The sequence below is a fragment of the Undibacterium paludis genome, from assembly GCF_022568815.1.
Lineage (GTDB): Bacteria > Pseudomonadota > Gammaproteobacteria > Burkholderiales > Burkholderiaceae_D > Undibacterium.
In genome coordinates this window covers 146,618-164,231 of sequence record NZ_JAKZHX010000002.1, presented here as the reverse complement: position 1 = coordinate 164,231, position 17,614 = coordinate 146,618, and the positions used below count along the sequence as shown (strand labels likewise).

At 50.9% G+C, this 17,614-nt stretch carries 8 protein-coding genes; 4 read left to right on the top strand and 4 right to left on the bottom strand.

The annotated features are described in order from the left end of the window. Nucleotides 1–350: 350 nt before the first annotated feature. Both LZ463_RS05320 and LZ463_RS05315 read right to left on the bottom strand, forming a co-directional pair. Nucleotides 351–1,862, bottom strand: coding sequence for a tryptophan halogenase family protein (locus LZ463_RS05320; protein WP_241454557.1), 1,512 nt, complete (start codon nucleotides 1,860–1,862; stop codon nucleotides 351–353). Nucleotides 1,863–1,954: 92 nt separating this feature from the next. Continuing rightward, nucleotides 1,955–5,077 carry a TonB-dependent receptor gene (locus tag LZ463_RS05315; RefSeq protein ID WP_241454555.1) on the bottom strand — a complete coding sequence of 1,041 codons (3,123 nt, stop codon included), beginning with the start codon at nucleotides 5,075–5,077 and terminating at the stop codon, nucleotides 1,955–1,957. A 1,187-nt stretch (nucleotides 5,078–6,264) separates the two neighbouring features. Between LZ463_RS05315 and LZ463_RS05310 the strand changes: the two genes are divergently transcribed. The 4 genes from LZ463_RS05310 to LZ463_RS05295 all read left to right on the top strand — a co-directional run bounded on the left by LZ463_RS05310 (nucleotide 6,265) and on the right by LZ463_RS05295 (nucleotide 13,618). Then, nucleotides 6,265–8,148 carry a beta-N-acetylhexosaminidase gene (locus LZ463_RS05310; RefSeq protein WP_277623946.1) on the top strand — a complete coding sequence of 628 codons (1,884 nt, stop codon included), beginning with the start codon at nucleotides 6,265–6,267 and terminating at the stop codon, nucleotides 8,146–8,148. A 93-nt stretch (nucleotides 8,149–8,241) separates the two neighbouring features. Further along, entirely contained in the window at nucleotides 8,242–10,923 is a 2,682-nt protein-coding gene (locus LZ463_RS05305) for a beta-mannosidase (protein ID WP_241454552.1), read from the top strand. 12 nt (nucleotides 10,924–10,935) lie between these two features. Then, nucleotides 10,936–13,389 (top strand): glycoside hydrolase family 31 protein, encoded by a 2,454-nt coding sequence (locus LZ463_RS05300; RefSeq protein WP_241454551.1) that lies wholly within the window; start codon nucleotides 10,936–10,938, stop codon nucleotides 13,387–13,389. A gap of 64 nt (nucleotides 13,390–13,453) precedes the next feature. Continuing rightward, entirely contained in the window at nucleotides 13,454–13,618 is a 165-nt protein-coding gene (locus LZ463_RS05295; RefSeq protein ID WP_241454550.1) for a hypothetical protein, read from the top strand. Between the two features lie 108 nt (nucleotides 13,619–13,726). On the opposite strand, the gene LZ463_RS05290 is transcribed toward LZ463_RS05295, so the two are convergent. Together LZ463_RS05290 and LZ463_RS05285 are read right to left on the bottom strand one after the other, a co-directional pair. Continuing rightward, a complete protein-coding gene (locus tag LZ463_RS05290) occupies nucleotides 13,727–16,168 on the bottom strand; it encodes a GH92 family glycosyl hydrolase (RefSeq protein ID WP_241454549.1) in 2,442 nt (813 codons plus the stop codon). 45 nt (nucleotides 16,169–16,213) lie between these two features. Next, nucleotides 16,214–17,593: a glycoside hydrolase family 47 protein gene (locus tag LZ463_RS05285; protein WP_241454548.1), complete on the bottom strand. Its 1,380-nt coding sequence runs from the start codon at nucleotides 17,591–17,593 to the stop codon at nucleotides 16,214–16,216. Nucleotides 17,594–17,614 lie beyond the last annotated feature (21 nt).

Sequence of the window (17,614 nt, the reverse complement as noted above, 5' to 3'; positions counted from 1 at the left end):
ACGAGAACGACATGGCTGGCAGACCGGAAGCGGAGTTGGTGTTGGGCGCAGAAGAACAAGAACAATTGCATGCCTGGGCACGACGGTGCAAGACTGCGCAGGTGTTCGTTTGCTAGCTGAATTGACAGTGGACAGCTAATGGGTGCCCCTGCCGCAAGGTGTTGACAGCACGCTTCTCAGCATGATCGATGAGGCGGCCGGACGATATTTTACGGTAGCTGGCAAGAAACCACCCCACTCCACTTCATAATGCCTAACGGCCGATTGGTACCCTAACGACGGCTTTGGGAAAGGGAAGCCAATCACTCGAGGCCAAAAGGAAGTTGATCTCTGCGCGCCGGCTCTAGGTCTTATGCTTTCCAGTACCTCTCTATCCACTGCTGGTGCGTAGGCATAACGGCTGCAGCGTGCTCCAGTGTCGTGCGCATACCTTCCACAAATTCAACCAGTCTGCTTTCAGGCATCTCGTCGACGATCGGATGGTAAGCTTGTGGTACGATACGCTGCCCCAGCATTACCTGAACCCAGCTAGGTAACGCAAAAAAATCTTCACCGTTACGAAAATAGCGCCCGTCGTAACGGAATAGTTCGATGGCTTCCCTCAAGCTGTCCGGGACAGGCATCGTGCGACAATCGTTCCAGAATGGCGTGTCGTTGCGTTCTGTCGCGTGGTAGTGCAAGATCAGAAAATCACGGATCCGCTCGTACTCAATCATGGATTCACGATTATATCGTTCAGCCAACAGCGGATTGAAATCACATTTGGGAAACAGACTCAGCAAGCGAGTGATACCGGACTGCGCCAGGTAAATGCTGGTCGACTCCAGTGGCTCGAGAAAGCCGCTGGCCAGTCCCAATGCCACCACATTCTTCTTCCAGAATTTCTTGCGCATGCCGGCAGTGAAGCGCAACTGGCGTGGATCGGCCAGTGTTTTGCCATCCAGGTTAGCCAGCAGTGTCACAGCAGCTTCCTCATCCCCGATGTGCTTGCTTGAATACACGTAGCCATTGCCGACACGCTGCTGCAGCGGAATACGCCACTGCCAGCCGGCCGCGCATGCAGTGGCGCGAGTATAGGGTGGAATCGGTTCAACATTTTCACTGGGTACTGCCAGAGCACGGTCACACGGCAACCAATGTGTCCAATCAATGTAGCCAGTCTTCAGTGTTTGCTCTATCAGCAGTCCGCGAAAACCGGAACAATCGATGAACAATTCGCCATCGACAACTATGCCGTTTTCCATCGTCACCGACTCGACAAAGCCGTCACCGGTGCGCTGCTTCACACCGACAATCTTGCCTTCGATGCGCTGGACACCACGGTTTTCTGCCAGTTCACGCAAATAGTGTGCGTACAGAGTGGCGTCAAAATGATAGGCATAGGCGATGTCGGCCAGCGGTGAATTGGGTGCCGCATTCTGGTCGCCTGGCGCGAACTTGCCGCGAGGCGCCATCACTGTTTGCGGTGAATAATCACCAATCGGCATGGCACGCCCGGACAGGAACAGTTTCAACCAGAACTGGTGAAACGGCAACGGCCCCAGTGAACGACCGATTGCACCAAAGCCGTGAATATAGCTGTCGCCTATGCGCGCCCAGTCATTGAACTGAATACCAAGTTTGACTGTAGCTTGGGTGTGTTTGACAAACTCGGTTTCGTCTATGCCCAGCCATTGTCCGTTGAACAACCTGATATGCGGAACACTGGCCTCACCTACGCCAACGATGCCAATCTCCTCAGACTCGATCAGACGAATTGCAGCCCCCTTGCCCAGGTAGGTGGCCAATGCGGTTGCAGCCATCCATCCCGCGCTGCCGCCACCGATAATTGTGATATTACTGATCCTGTTGTTCGTAGTCATTGCGACATCCAGAAAAGATGGCGGCAGCCGCAGAGTTGGCGGCTGCCGGTAATGACACCTCCCCTACCTCGCGGCACGGGGAGGCAGCGCACTCAGAACTTGTAGTTCAGACCGACGTACACAACCCGACCAGCGTAACCACTAGAGTAAAAACGGTCCTTGGTGTCGTTGCCGAGATGAGAACTTGACTCTTCCTGGGTCAGGTTAAGCACCGAAGCGGTCAGACTCAGTTGTTTGTTAACGTTGTAGGCCGCATTCAGATCCAGTTGACTATACGGTTCCTGATACACATTCAAACCATTGACCAGACCACCAACCACTTCGCCACGCCGGTTGTACGATGCTCGTACCAGATATTGATCATTGCTGTAAAAGACAGTGAGGTTGGTTTGATTCTTGGCGCTACCAACTAGCGGTGACTTGCCAATTTCCTTGCCATTCGAAAGTGTGATTGCAGCCTGGTTAGTATTATTGTACGTATAGTTGAACTGAAAACCTATGCCGGAACTGAACGTATGCTGTGCATACAACTCGATACCTTGCGATACTGCGTCCCGACCGCCAGCGCTGGTGGAATAATTCTGTACCGTCACGGTATTACCACCCACAATCATCGGCATGCTCAGCACGACTGGTACTGCAAAGTTGCTGACGTTTTTACGGAACAGACCTGCACCTAATACTGAACCGCGATGAAAGTACCATTCCAAACCCAGGTCGAACTGTGTGGCCTTGTATGGTTCCAACGCCTTGTTACTACCCTGGCCGAACCAGCCTTGCTGGTCGCCACCGCCAATCAAGCGACGGTCATTGACATACTCCTGGCTATAATAATTCAGGCTGCCGGGCGAAGCGATATCACCATAGCCGGGCCGCGCTACTACCTTGGAGGCTGCTGCCCGCAGCAACAGTTTGTCGCTGAGGTCATAGGCCAGGTTAAAGCTCGGCAATATATCTGTATAGCTACGATCAAGCGAACTGACCACAAACGACGAACTGCGCGCGATACTATCTGGCAGCGTCGTATAGCCACTCACACAACCTGAACCCGCTGGGGCGCCGTTGGCTGGCAAGCCACCCGCACGACATGGTGCCGGCGTGCCGTTGGTACCATTGAAAAAATAATCGTTATAATAGTCAACCTGATCAGTCGAATCAGCATGTTGCTTGGTCTGCACCAGTCGCATGCCTACATTTCCGCGCAGACGCTCAGTCTTGATATTGGCTTGTAAATAAGCAGCAGTAATCTTCTCGCTGACGTTATACACAAAGTTGTCTTCGTTACGAGTCTGCATCTGCCCGTAGGTCTGATTCAGGTATGCGATATAAGCCGGGAAATTAATCGCGGGGAATGCACTGGCACTGAAGCCACCCACTATATTGTTCAGCGACGTGGGGTACAGAAAGCCAGGCTGGAACCTGGAGGCGCTGGCATCGCAGCCAGCCTGGTAACGATTGTCGTAGTTGCTTGCATCGGTGCCTTTACAAGCCCAGTAATTGTTTCCTGTACTACGGTGAGTGCCACCATCACGGTATTTGACGCCAAACTGCAAGGAATCAAGCCAGTTGCCGTCGGCATACCAGGTCAAATCGGCCTGCGCGTACTTTTGTTCGGTACTGTTCTTGGTCCATGACGATGAGGTTGAGCCCAGATCGATTTCCCCGATTCCTTTTTGCAGGTTCGCCATGAGTTGAGGTGAGAATGTCATGGTTGGAGTCCCAACCGTACTCCAGGAGCTGGCATAGTTACCCAACGTATAGCTGCTGTCGGCGTTTTGCAGGCGCGGTTTGATTGGCATGGTGAACTGCATCTCCGGGCCGCCGCTGGCCCAGGTACGACCGCCCTTGAAGCTTGCGTCCAGCGATTTGCCACGCCACTCCGCTTCAAAATCTGCAGTCTGCGACAGCGAACGTTCGCGATTATAACTACCAGTGATCTGTGGTGTCGGGATGGTGCAGTCATCCGGACCAAAACCACCGGTATTCTTGATACCACCTGCCGCCGCCGCATTGCCACTACAGTAGTAAGTCTTACCTGCGTGTGCGCTGTATTGGGCCCCGGTGACGATCGTGCCACTACGGTCGAAGGTCAGGCCGTCGAGCATGCGACCTCCGGGCCAGTTGCCGTCGCCGTCATAGCGCGCCAGGTTCCATTCCGGTATTTTCAGCGTGTTGGTTTGCGAGTTCTGCGACAGATCAAAACGGAAGTAGTTGGCAGTCAACGTCAGGTTACGCTCTGGTTTGAATTGCAGCGTCAGTTGTCCACCCTTGCGTTCGCGATCTTCGTTCTTGACGTCAAGATTGACTGACGTCGGCATCATGAAATTACTGTAGTACTTGCCGTTCTGATCGTAAAAGCCAGACTGCCCCCACCAGCGCGAATTCAGGCCAGATGGCGCACCATTGACATCCACTGCTGGGTGGGCTTTATAATCATCAGCATACCACTGCCAGTTTTCTGTACTGGCGCCCATGGTGCGGGTGGTTCGCTTCTGCTGGGTATAGCCGACCAGCACACCCAGACGATTGTCTTCATCATGCCACGCATACTGACCTGAGAACTGACCATCAACCTTTTTGCTGGTGTCAGCCCAGGTTCCTTCTGCCGAGACAAAGCCGCTGTTGGACTTCACTTCCAGCGGGCGACGCGTACGCAGGATCACGGTGCCACCAATACCTCCTTCGTCGAGGCGCGCTTCTGGTGTCTTGAACAGCTCGGCGGTCGACAGCATATTCGACGGCATCAGCATATAATTGAAGGACCGCGTAGGATCACCGTTGGATTCAGCTGTCGCAATGTAATTGCCATTCAATTGTGTCAGCGTCAATTCTGACGACAGGCCGCGTACGCTGACATTCTTGCCTTCGCCGCCGCTGCGGTTAACGACTACACCTGGCACACGCTGCAACGCGTCGGCCACATTCTTGTCGGGAAATTTGCCGACATCTTCGGCTGTGACCACTTCAACAATCGCGTTGGCAGCACGCTTTTGATCAAGGCTTTGCTCAATCGAATAGCGATAGCCGGTCACGACCACAGAAGCTGGTTGATTTGTTTCCACCGGCTTCTCTGTTGGTTTTTCGACTGCTTTTTTAACCGGTTCAGTTTGCGCGTGTGCTGTAGAAAAGGCCAACAATGCGGTACCCACCGCCATGGCGATAGGTGTTGCGCGACAACGGTGCTGATGTGAAGCGAAACGGGTTCTGAAGCTCATGTATGTCTCCTGGTTATGCCCAACGGCGGGCTTATTATCTGGCGATGGCAGGTTTCTCTTCACTCCTGGAACAGGCGATGGCCCTCCGCATCTGTTCGTTTTCCCAATTTGCATACAGCGCAAATTAGTGAGAGTTCCGACGATTTACTAAACGACACAGCCACCATCTGCATGTCGTTGGGCATCGCATTACACCCAGAGATGTTTATACAAAAAAAAATTCAGCGATCCAATAAAATTTGAAAGTTAAGATGAAGTTTAGCTTGATTAGTAAACAAAAGTGAGATTGGCGGTGTGGTGATTTTGCCGCATTATTTCGCTGACGATAGTTTGAAAAGGAAGTCTTTGCGCTTTGACATGGCATGAATCGATATGCTTAATTTTTCAGGACACATTTTCCATTCGTTTTTGGTCCTGGCTTACATCCATTGACGTCTGGCTTGCTCGTTAAAATGTCTGTACCTGAGTGAATGGTGCAAGTGCGGTGTACATCATCAACCTACTCCTCGATCAGGCAATCGCTGTTCTTCTTTAATCACAGATTGAAAAAATCCCTCCCCCAAATACAAATACCCAATTGGCGCAACTAACACCCGGATAAGGGGCAGCATTGATGTCAAAGGACGTGGAAATATCAAGTACACGTGATCAGTAAGAGCGAAATCTCCACCTGCCATATGTGTGTTTCGGCCTGAAATAACAGCTCCTTTGTTTAGTGAACGTTATAAACAAGCAGTCATTTTTTTGATTCGATTGAAGTAAGCATGTTGACGCGATATAAATCTCATCAAGAAAAAGCCTTGCACAAGTGCAAAAAATGACAAAAACAAAAAATACTTGCGTTTATTAAACCATGCCATTGAGACAATAATGACCCATCAACAGCGCCTTGTATCTCTTCCATTTTTTTGTACACAAGAACACTCAGCATCGCTGAATCATATGGACAACAAATTACCCTTGTACTTGGAGAGCAAGGATTCGCATGAACCACAACTGTCCTGGGTAGACTCAAAAGACCAGTCACATATCTGGCAGCAAAATAATGGACATCTCCTTCCTGATGCAGTCAAAGAAGTTTGAGCGTGATTACTTGATGTAAATTCATCAATAAAGATGGCCAATCTTTCAGCCATCGCACCAGATCTGTTCTGGCGTTTCCATTTCAGTTTGATTGGAGTTCCACTATGTCTTACCAGGTTTTGGCAGTTCTCACGCTATGCGGCGCCCTATGTACAAATTTAATTGCAAAACCACTGGAAAAGCGAATTGAGAAACCGGCAAGGCTAACACTTATTCCTCAACCGTTTCATCAACAGTTGGGGCGCGGTCAGTTTCGCTTGTCTGACAAGACCCGCCTGTTCGTCAGTGATGCAGTTGCTTTGACGAACGCTGGTTTATTCAACGACAGACTGGAGCAGGTTCTGGGTTTCAGACTGGCTGTCATACAAAAATTACCTGACAAGACTGAAAGTAATTATGTGCTTTTCAGGACAGAACAGGATGAAGCGGGTAAGCAAAATCAGGCTGAAGCCTATGCACTGACAATTCAGCCACATTCCATCGAATTGAAAGGGGCCGCGGCCGGGCAGTTCTATGGAACGCAAACCTTGTTGCAAATGATACCAGTCAAGGCAAACTCCATTGCGCACTTGCAAGCTGTCAGCATTGTCGACAGCCCGCGCTTCTCTTGGCGCGGCATGCACCTGGATGTTGGGAGACACATGGTGAGCATGGAATTTATCAAGAAATTTCTCGACCAGATGGCTTTCTACAAGATGAATACCTTCCACTGGCATCTGACCGAAGACCAGGGGTGGCGAATTGAAATAAAAGCCTATCCAAAACTGACTGATGTCGGCGCCTGGCGCAAAGAAAGCACGCTTGGACGGCATGTAAAGCCTTACCTGGGAGACGGCAAACCATATGGTGGATTTTATACTCAGGAGCAGATCAAGGAAGTGGTTGCCTACGCAGCCACCCGCCATATCACGGTAGTACCAGAAATAGAACTACCAGGTCATGCACAGGCTGCTTTGGCGGCCTACCCTGAACTCGCTTGCACACCTGGACCATTTGATGTGGCAACCAACTGGGGAATATTTGAAGATATTTATTGCCCCAGCGAGGCCAGCTTCGTGTTTCTGGAAAAGGTGCTGACCGAAGTCATGTCCTTGTTCCCAGGCCAGTACCTGCATATTGGTGGCGATGAGGTTCCCAAAACACGCTGGAAGAATAGCGCGTTGGCGCAAGACATCATGCGACGCGAAAGCCTCAAGAATGAAGAAGAATTGCAGAGCTGGTTTATCCGCCGCATAGAAAAATTCATCAACAGCAAAGGCAGGCGCCTGATAGGCTGGGATGAAATTCTGGAAGGCGGTCTGGCGCCCAACGCCACCGTCATGTCCTGGCGTGGAGAAGATGGCGGTATTGCGGCAGCCAGACAAGGCCATGATGTCATCATGAGCCCGACCAGTCATTGCTATTTTGATGCTGGCCAAGGCCCTGGCGAACAGGAATCATGGGGGCTTGGGGGCGAATTATCCATCGAGAAAGTATATGCCTACAATCCCGTACCTGGCATTCTCAATGATGTAGAACAAGATCATATCAAAGGAGTGCAAGCCAATATCTGGACTGAATACCTGAACAAGCCAGAGATGATTGAATACATGACCTACCCTCGCCTGCTCGCCATGGCAGAAGTGGCATGGACAGCACCGGCAAGAAAGGATTACTCCGGCTTCCAACAAAGGCTGGTCAGTCATTACCCCAGGTTGCAGCAAGCAGGATTGGCATATCGTATTCCCAGACCTGGTGGCATGCCAGCGCAAATCAATGCGAAAGACCAAACCTATACACTGGCACTATTCCCCCCTGTAAAGGGCAGCAAGATGTATTACACCCTTGACGGGACCGCACCCGATACCAGCTCACACCAGTATTTTCACCCATTGCAGATTGCGGCCCCACCTGGACAGGAAAGAGTTTTACAGGTACTGACGGTTACCCCCGAGGGCAGGCGCAGCGCCATACAGCGTAGCGTTATCCGCAATACCTTGCAGAAATAAACTGCCTGTCATCCATTTCCAGCTACATATGGACCTTGTCGTGCGCTTGCTTATTTGAAATACCCATGCTCTTTCTTTATGCAGAGATTCAACATGACCACCTTCCGGTATTCTCCCGCATCTCTCAGGCGTTGCCTGCGCAATACCTGCCTAGCCTTTCTGGCTGCCTCCTCCGGTCTGTTAACACACATACCTGCCGCAGCAACCACCACCCATGAACAGGATTTATCCAGCAACTGGGCATTTCGCTTGCTACCCGACGACCCAGCCTCAACCAAATATGTCAAAGCTGCACAGTGGCATGCCGCACAAGTACCTGGTCATGTCCACACTGATTTGCTGGCGCATCGCTTGATTGCCGATCCTTATGCCGGCGATGCCGAAGCTGGCTTGCAATGGATAGGCAATGCAGCATGGGAATATAAACTGGAATTTGATCTTGACGAAAAAAACCTCAACGCCAGACATCAGGATCTGGTTTTTGAAGGTATAGATACTTTTGCAGACATCTATTTGAATGGCAAGAAAATTGCCACAACGGACAATGCCTTCCGCCGTTGGGTCATTCCTGCAAAAACACTGTTAAAAAAACGTCAAAATGAAATCAAGCTCATTTTACATTCACCCATACAAAGGCTGCTACCACAAGTGCAAGCCATGCCCATCAAGTTGGCGGGCAACTATCCATCGCCATTTGGTGATGAGCCACGTGATGCCATGACCGGGAATTTTGCCCGCAAGCCTGGTTATCACTATGGCTGGGACTGGGGGCCCAGGTATGTCACCGCCGGTATCTGGCGCGCAGTAAAAATTACCAGCTACGACGATATATTGCTGCAGGATTTTCATATACAGCAAGACAAGCTCAATGCAGAAGCGGCAGACTTACAAGCCAGGTTAGCGATACAGTCAGATCAAGATACTACAGTTGAACTGGAAGTGCATATCAGTGATCCGGATGGCAAACAAATTATGTCCAGAAGCATGCGTACCGGTGTAAAAAAGGGGTACAACCAACTGTCACTACCAATAAAACTCGACAATCCACGCCGCTGGTATCCGCATGGCATGGGTGAGCAAGCCTTGTATGGTTTTGACCTCAGCCTAAAAAGGAATAAGCAACTGATCAGCAGAGTCAAAAAACGCACTGGCTTGCGCCAGGTCGAACTGCGCCACGACAAAGATCAATGGGGACAGTCGTTTGGCTTTGTCATCAATGGCGTACCTGTATTTGCCAAAGGTGCTAATTTAATCCCTTTTGATATGTTCCCCAACCGCGTCAAGCCTGAGCAAATGCGCGCGATTTTGCAGTCAGCCAGGGATGCCAACATGAATATGTTACGGCTATGGGGTGGCGGCTACTACGAAAGTGATGCCTTTTACGACATGGCAGATGAGCTCGGTTTGATGCTCTGGCAGGATTTCATGTTCGGTGGTGGCGTAGTCCCTGGCTATGATAAAAAATTCCGCGAGAATGTCGTCGCCGAAGCAAAGGATCAGTTGCTGCGCTTGCGCACCCACCCCAGTATCGTACTCTGGTGTGGCAACAATGAAGAAGAAACAGCCTGGAAGGATTGGGGAATAGGAAAAAAACTCACTGAAGAAAACCCGATTTTCGCAGAACATGTGTGGACTGGCTATGTGGCCTTGTTTGGCAAGGATTTACGTGAACAGGTTGCTCGTTATGGTGCGGGTGTACCTTATTGGTCCAGTTCGCCGAGCAATGATCTCGCTGGCAAGGCCAATGATAGTAACAGCGGTGACAAACATTACTGGGATGTATGGGCCGGTTCGCAAGCAGTCGAATCGTATTTATCAGAGACACCCAGGTTCATGTCGGAATTCGGTTTGCAAGCCTGGCCGGTACAACGCACAGTCGATGCGTTTGCAGCCCGTAGTGAACAAAAGATAGATGGTCCGCTGATTCGCGCCCACCAGAAGTTCCTGGCCGGTGAAGGCAACCAACGTTTGCTGCTCTACATACGCGCCAATTACCATGAACCAAAAACCTTTGCGGACTTTATTTATCTGAGCCAGTTGATGCAGGCTGAAGGTATAGAGATGGCATCCCTGCACCACCGCAGCAGCATGCCACGCACCATGGGTTCGCTGTACTGGCAACTCAATGACGTGTGGCCCGGTGCCTCCTGGTCCAGCGTCGATTATTTTGGTCACTGGAAGGCTTTGCATTTTCATGCCAGGCGATTCTTCGCGCCACTGACAGTCGCAGCCTTGCATGACAAGGGTGTCACCCGGTTAAGTGCACTATCCGATTTGCAGCAAGAGCAAAACCTGCAATGGCGGCTGCGCATCATGGATGTAAATGGCAAAGTCTTGCGTGATGAAACCTTACCCCTGAGACTGCCTGCAAACAGCACCAAGGAACTGGCACAAATCAAGGATACAGATTTGCCACCGCAGACAGATACCAAAACCACCTATGTCGTGGCAGAGTTGATCAGGGAAGGTAAAAGCATAGCACGCAGCATTGCCTATCTGCAGCCATCCAAGTTCATGCAATTGCCCGACCCCGGGCTGGAAGTGACGATTGTGGCAGAGGCTGACCATTATCGTCTGGATTTGCACGCAAAAAGATTAGCGCGTGCAGTCTGGCTGGATTTTGGCGAGCATCAACATGACTTATCGGACAATGCCCTGACCTTGCTCCCCGGCGAGCACATTTCTCTGCGTCTGGATAGTACGCAAAACCTGACTACCTTACGCGATAGCTTGCACATACGTCACCTGGCAGAGCTGCAATCGACGCAACCTTAGAAAGGAAATCAAGTGTCAAGAAAATTTCTTCTATTACCAAATTTCACAAAAGCCCTGCCAGTCCTGCTCTGTAGCGCCGGTCTGCTACTGGTGACAAATCAAGGCTTTGCCCAACCCGTTATGCAGGCCGGTAAGCTGACATCGCTTGTACGCACGGCTGATGGCATCGCTATAGAGACTGAACATGCCCATGTGGCGCTCACGGTATTTTCACCTGGTGTCATACGGGTACGTATGGATAAAAAAGCTTTGGGAGCCGATTTTTCTTATGCAGTCATCGCCAAGCCCGGCAAGACAGATTTCCAGCTCAATGAGCTTGAAGACATACTGGTTTTGAAAACTGCCGCCTTGCAGGTAAAAATACAGAAGCGACCATTTTCTGTACGTTTTGAAACGCCAGATGGCATACTCATCAACCAGGATGAACCCGGTTTGTCGAATGCATGGATAGGCGATGAAGTCAGCAGCTACAAGACCTTGCAAGAGGGTGAGCGCTTTATCGGCCTGGGAGAAAAAACCGGCAATCTCGACAGACGTGGCAGTGCCTACACTAACTGGAATACTGATGCGTTTCGTTATAGCGGAGAAACTGATCCCCTATACGCCAGTATTCCTTTTTACATAGGTATCCATCATGGCATGAGTTATGGAATCTTCTTTGATAACAGCTACCAGACTGACTTCAACTTTGGCGCCAGCAACAAGCGTTTTTCCTCGTTCTCTGCTCAGGGCGGTGAGCTTGACTACTACTTCATCTTCCAGCCCCGCGTGGCAGATATTATCCACACCTATACCGAGCTGACCGGGCGTATGCCTCTGCCACCTTTATGGAGCCTTGGCTACCAACAAAACCGTTGGTCTTATTATCCTGAAGCAGAAGTGATGCGCATAGCCCATACCTTGCGCGAAAAGAAAATCCCGGCAGATGGTATCACCCTGGACATTCACTACATGGACGGCTACCGGGTTTTCACCTGGGACAAGCAGGCTTTTTCCAATCCCAGGGGCATGGTCGATAAACTGGCTGATCTGGGTTTCAAAACCACTGTGATTGTTGATCCTGGCATCAAGATAGACCCTGACTATGCCACCTATGTGCGGGGCATGCAGCAAAATGTGTTCCTTCGTTATGCCGATGGCACGCCCTATTCTGGCGAAGTATGGCCAGGCTGGGTGCATTTCCCTGACTTTACCCGTGCTGCAACCCGTGCCTGGTGGCAGGCTGAAGTCGCCAGTTATGCAAAACAGGGCGTTGCTGGTTTATGGAATGACATGAATGAGATATCCACCTGGGGCCAGAAAACGCCCAACAATATCCTCTTCGATTATGATGGACACATCACTACCCACAAGCAGGGCCGCAATGTCTATGCCTTGCAAATGGCCAGAGCCAGTCATGAGGGGATGAAGCAGGCCACGGGAGAGCGCCCCTTCATCCTGTCACGCTCAGGTTATGCTGGCTTGCAGCGCTACGCAGCGATCTGGACTGGCGACAATACAGCTGATGAAGAGCATATGTTGCTTGGCATACGCCTGCTTAACAGCCTGGGCCTGAGTGGCATGCCGTTTACCGGTATGGATATCGGTGGATTCACAGGCACGCCCACGCCTGGACTATATGCGCGCTGGATGCAGATTGGTGCGTTCACTCCTTATTTCCGCAACCACGCCGCCAGTGACAGTCGCTCTTCCGAACCATGGACTTATGGCGAAGACGTGCTCAATATCAGTCGCAATTATATTAATTTGCGCTATCAGCTAATACCTTATCTGTATTCCTGTTTTTACCAGGCCGCGACCTCCGGCATGCCCATCATGCGCTCACTGGCGATAGATTACACCCATGATGAGCAGATATATAGCAGGTACTACCAAAATCAGTATATGTTTGGCGACGCCTTCCTGGTCGCACCTTTCGCCAGCAGCAAGGAATTTGGCCGTCTCTACCTTCCTCAGGGTGACTGGTATGACTTGTACAGTGACCAACTGGAGCATGGCAGGCAAGCCAAAGCACTGGAGCTGCACCTGGAGCGATTGCCGGTCTACGTCAAGGCTGGCAGCATCGTTACCACGCAGTCACTGATACAAAGTACGGCACAGCAACCAGACGATACTTTGTTCATCCATATATATCATGGGCCACAAGGCAGCAGCGTCAGCTATTACGAAGATGACGGAAAATCCTATGACTACCAGAATGGGCAGTACTACAAGCGTCAGATCAATTTCATACCAGAGCACAGGGAAATACAATTCGGTGCCGTCGAAGGGAAACATACGTCCAAATTCCACAAACTGAAAATCCTCCTGCACGGCTTTCATGATGTCGGCAGTGTAGAACTGGATGACAAAACGCTCCCTGTGTCGATGCATCGTGCAGGTTTTCTTGGCAAGGGGGATAAAGAGTTGAATTTACCTGGTGTCACGATCGCCAACAGTGCTGGAAAAATTACTCTCAAGTATTGACGTGAAATTGACGTGACTAATCTGTTATCAGGCAGATTGGCATATGCAAGCTGGAGACTAACCGATGGCAGACATCCTGTTGGTTTTCTCTACCGAGGCCGAGCGTGAAGTCATGCTCTATGACATAGTCATGGCCAGTGCAGGCATCAGACTGGACAATCTGACTGCACTGGTTGCAGAAAGCGGTGTCACAGAGGTGCCTGCTTTGCACCAGCAGCCCAAATTTTAGGGCGGTACATCACAACAATGTACCTTGGGCAGTTAAAAAAACAAAAAGCAGGACCATGATCGGCCCTGCTTTTAAATTTACTGCTTCAAAAAATTTGAACTATTCTAACTACTTATCCAAAGCACCGGGTGGCAGAGCCTGCAAGCTACTACCCCAGGACTTGGCCCTGTCATCACTACTTAAATCCAGACTAAGTTTGCCACCACCCTGTATCTGTTCCCAGGATAGCCATACCCGTGTCAGCGGCTTGCCCTGCCACTGCGCCTGGTGGATATACCGGATGGGCGTACGTGCTGCTGCCTTACTTTCTATACTGAGCGTCTTGCCATTTCCCAGATCAAGATCGACCCTGGAAAATTTGGGTGCATGCAGCAAAAACTGGCCACTGCCCGGCATCCAGGGATAGATACCCAGGCTACTGAAGATATACCAGGCGGACATGGTGCCGAGATCGTCATTACCTGTCACGCCATTGGGGGCATTGCTGAACAGGGTTTCTGCGGCACGCAAGACTGTCGTGGTTTTCCAGGGCTGGCCTGCCAATGTATACATCCAGGGGGCATGCAAATCCGGTTCATTATTGGGATTGTAACGGTACTGATTATAGTAGCTGTATGGCCCGACGACCCAATCCTTGCGTACTGCCTGGTAATCGTTTTTCTCGATTTCGTCGAAGGCAAAGAAGGCATCCAGTCGCTTGGTTGCTGACTCGCGACCGCCCATTGCGGCAAACAGAGCTTGTGTATCCTGGGGGACCAGCCATTGATACTGCCATGCCGTACCTTCATGAAAACCTTGTTCGGCACGCGGATTGTAATGTCCCTGCAGCTCTGTGTACCAGGCTCCATTTTCCAGACGGGGGCGGGGAAAACCTTTGAATCCCAGTTCTTTATCAATTGCGTCCTTGTCCCACAACTTGCGCCAGTTCTGTGCACGCTGACGCAACAAGGTAGCATCACCCCTTTCACCCAGCGCCTCTGCCATGTAGGAAAGTGCACCATCGGCTACAGCGTATTCCAGGGTTGCCGAACCCCCATGATGGGGATCGACGTCCATACCCTTTGCCCTGAAGCCTTTGTCATATTGCACAAAACCGTCGCGCAAGTATTGTGGATTGCCAGCACGCCCCTCTGATCGCAATTTGAAGCTGGGTACGTCAAAGGCATTCTGACGCAGTGCTGCATAAGCGGCTTTTTCTTTGCCGGCCAGAGCACCGTAGCGCCACAGGTCAACCAGGAAAGGTGTCACTGGGTCACCAGTCATGACATTCGATTCAAAATTCGCATAACCCCAGCGCGGCAACCAGCCGGCCTGTTCTTGTATTTTCAAGATTGAATCGGCAATATCGCGTGCCCTGGTTGGGCGCAGCAATGCGATGAGCTGATTCTGCGCACGGTAAGTGTCCCATAGTGAAAAGAACTCATAGTAATTAGCTGCTTTGTCCACTTTGTGGATGACATCGTCATAGCCACGGTAACGTCCATCCGTGTCATTGCCTGTCAGCGGCTGCAACAATGCATGGTAAAGCGCTGTATAGAAAACGATGCGATCATCAGGATTGGCGCCTTCTATCCTGACACTGGACAATTCCTTGTTCCAGTCATCCTGTGCCTGTTTGCGCATGTTGTCAAAGCTGCGTAGCTTGCCATTGAGCTTGCCTTCTGCACGCAAATTTTGTCGTGCACCTTCAGCATCAACATGTGAAATGGCACTGATGGCGGTGACAGCTTTGTCAGACTTCAGATCGAAACTGAACCAGGCGCCATGGGGTTTGCTGTCGCCCTGCTGGCTCAATTGCATGCTGGCTTCCGTTCCGCCGCTTTCATTCCAGATGCCATGCGTACGGAAAGCGTGATCAAATTCCATCCTGAACCAGGTCGTGTATTGGGCACCGCCACAGAAACTGCGAGTAACTATCTTGCCTTCTACCGTGTGATCATCTATGACTTGCAGATGGCTGCCTACTACCGAATGACGTTCATTTGCCTGGCCAATATTGACCAGGACATGGCCTGTTTCTGTACTCTCATGAAAGGTATAGCGCTCTGCGCCGGCTCTGGTGAGCGCCGTAGTCTCAGCAGTAATGCCGCCATAATCAGTAAGTCTGACTTTGAAGTAACCAGCCTGCCCCACTTCACCATCGTGCGAGTAGTTGGAACCATAAACTTTCTGGTCAAAACTGCCGGCCTTACTGGTATCAAAATTACCGCCAGACTTGATGCTTCCTGTCACGGGCAGGACAGAGAGTTGCCCCCCCTGCTCCCAGCATCCTGCACCCGACAGGAAGGAATGACCAAAGCCACGAATTTTAGGGTCTGTATAACGCCAGCCAGAGTAGTGTTCACCTATGGGGCTGAGCTGTATCATGCCAAAGGGCGCAACAGCCCCAGGAAAAGTGTTGCCGTCATCCTGGGTACCGATAAAAGTATTAACAGGGAAATTCTTGTCTCTCGCTGTATCTGCATATGCAATGCCGGTCACGCTGGTGCTGGTCAGCATCACCATCACGCCGACGACAGTCGCATGTCTCAAGGTTGATCGTATATTCAATTTGTCTCCTGCCTTTGTCATGCTGCCGCCAGGGAAGCGGTCAGTTTATTTTGTTTGTTGTACTTGCTTGAATGGATGCGCTTCAGTGTTGAAGGTGACAGCATCAAAATTGATGGTCGCCTTGGGTGCAAATAACAGGTAAAAGTATTTGAAGGTCTCTGCAAACACAAAGCTTTCCATCGAATCTTCCCTGCTGCCATTACGCACATCCTTGAGCGCGGTAAAGCCGACCTCACTACGGCAGCGTTTGACAAAATCACGGAAGAACTCCTTGCCCATTGCACGGTACTTGTTGTCCCCTGTGTAGTGATACAGGTAATAGGCAGACTCAATGATTTCGGGACGTAGTGCATATTCTGGCGATGTGGCTTGCATGGTTTGGTAGTTCAGTGCTTCCGGTTCCGTGCCATGCAGGCGCCACATTTTCAAATTGGATTCCTGCAGTCGTTTTGCGCGATCGACATCTCCCCCCAATGCCAGTAACGCCGGCATGAAGGCATCAAGGGCGCCATACTGACTGGCCTTACGGCTACCGGTCTCCATGTCGGCATGTCCATACCACAACTCGCCGCGCACCTCGTCGCCCAAATACTGGTTGACACCCGGAATACTGCTGTCCCACATGTTTTTACAATCCTGGTCGCCGAACAATTTCCAGCATTTGTAGAGATATTCATAGTAAGAATCAATACCACCGCCTATGTGGGCATCTTTGTTAATCCATGTGCCAGTCTCAACGTCAATGGCCGAGCCAACCAGGCCCAGTTTGGAACGATGCTCATAGGTAGCGACCAATGCCCGTTTGGCCTTGTCATAATAAACAGGATTACCAGTCAGTTTGCTCAGCATGCCAAACTCCAGCAGCAAGGTGCCCGTTTCAGCCGGATTGCTGACTTTGCCACTCACCTTGCCAGTACGCAGATTGACGTGGGTATATGGCATGCCTGTGGGTGATTCAAACACTGGCAGCAAGCGCTGACCAAGATCCTTTGCCAGACTGAGCAATCTCGGGTCCTGGGTCATCTGGTAGGATGACAGCAAGCCACCCAGCAGGCGTATGGTGATTTCAAAGTTCTGGACTTCCATATCCTGGTCAAAAGAGAGCTTGCTGGCAATCAGCTCTCGTGCTTCGTCCGCCTCATTCTTCAGACCCATCAGCAACAAGGTATCGAGTGCATCCACCGGTGTCATCAACAATGACCTGGCATACCAGTCATGTGCGGACTTGCTCAGAGGTTTCAGTGCATCATGCCCCCAGGCATGGCGTTTGTAAGATTGCCAGGCATGCCTGGTTTCGTTTTTTACTTGCTGCGCCAGTTGTGCTGCTTCTTTTTCTGTGACTACCTCCTGTGTGGACGCATGACTCAGCTTGCTGATACCCAAGGTGGCCGCCAGCAGTATGCGGGGCAATAGTTTAATAAGCAATTTGTTCTCCTCTATCACTAA

What these genes read in the sequence shown, in the direction of transcription:
- LZ463_RS05320 (WP_241454557.1), bottom strand. Translation starts at nt 1,862, where the DNA reads ATGACTACGAACAACAGGATCAGTAATATCACAATTATCGGTGGCGGC.
- LZ463_RS05315 (WP_241454555.1), bottom strand. Translation starts at nt 5,077, where the DNA reads ATGAGCTTCAGAACCCGTTTCGCTTCACATCAGCACCGTTGTCGCGCA.
- LZ463_RS05310 (WP_277623946.1), top strand. Translation starts at nt 6,265, where the DNA reads ATGTCTTACCAGGTTTTGGCAGTTCTCACGCTATGCGGCGCCCTATGT.
- LZ463_RS05305 (WP_241454552.1), top strand. Translation starts at nt 8,242, where the DNA reads ATGACCACCTTCCGGTATTCTCCCGCATCTCTCAGGCGTTGCCTGCGC.
- LZ463_RS05295 (WP_241454550.1), top strand. Translation starts at nt 13,454, where the DNA reads ATGGCAGACATCCTGTTGGTTTTCTCTACCGAGGCCGAGCGTGAAGTC.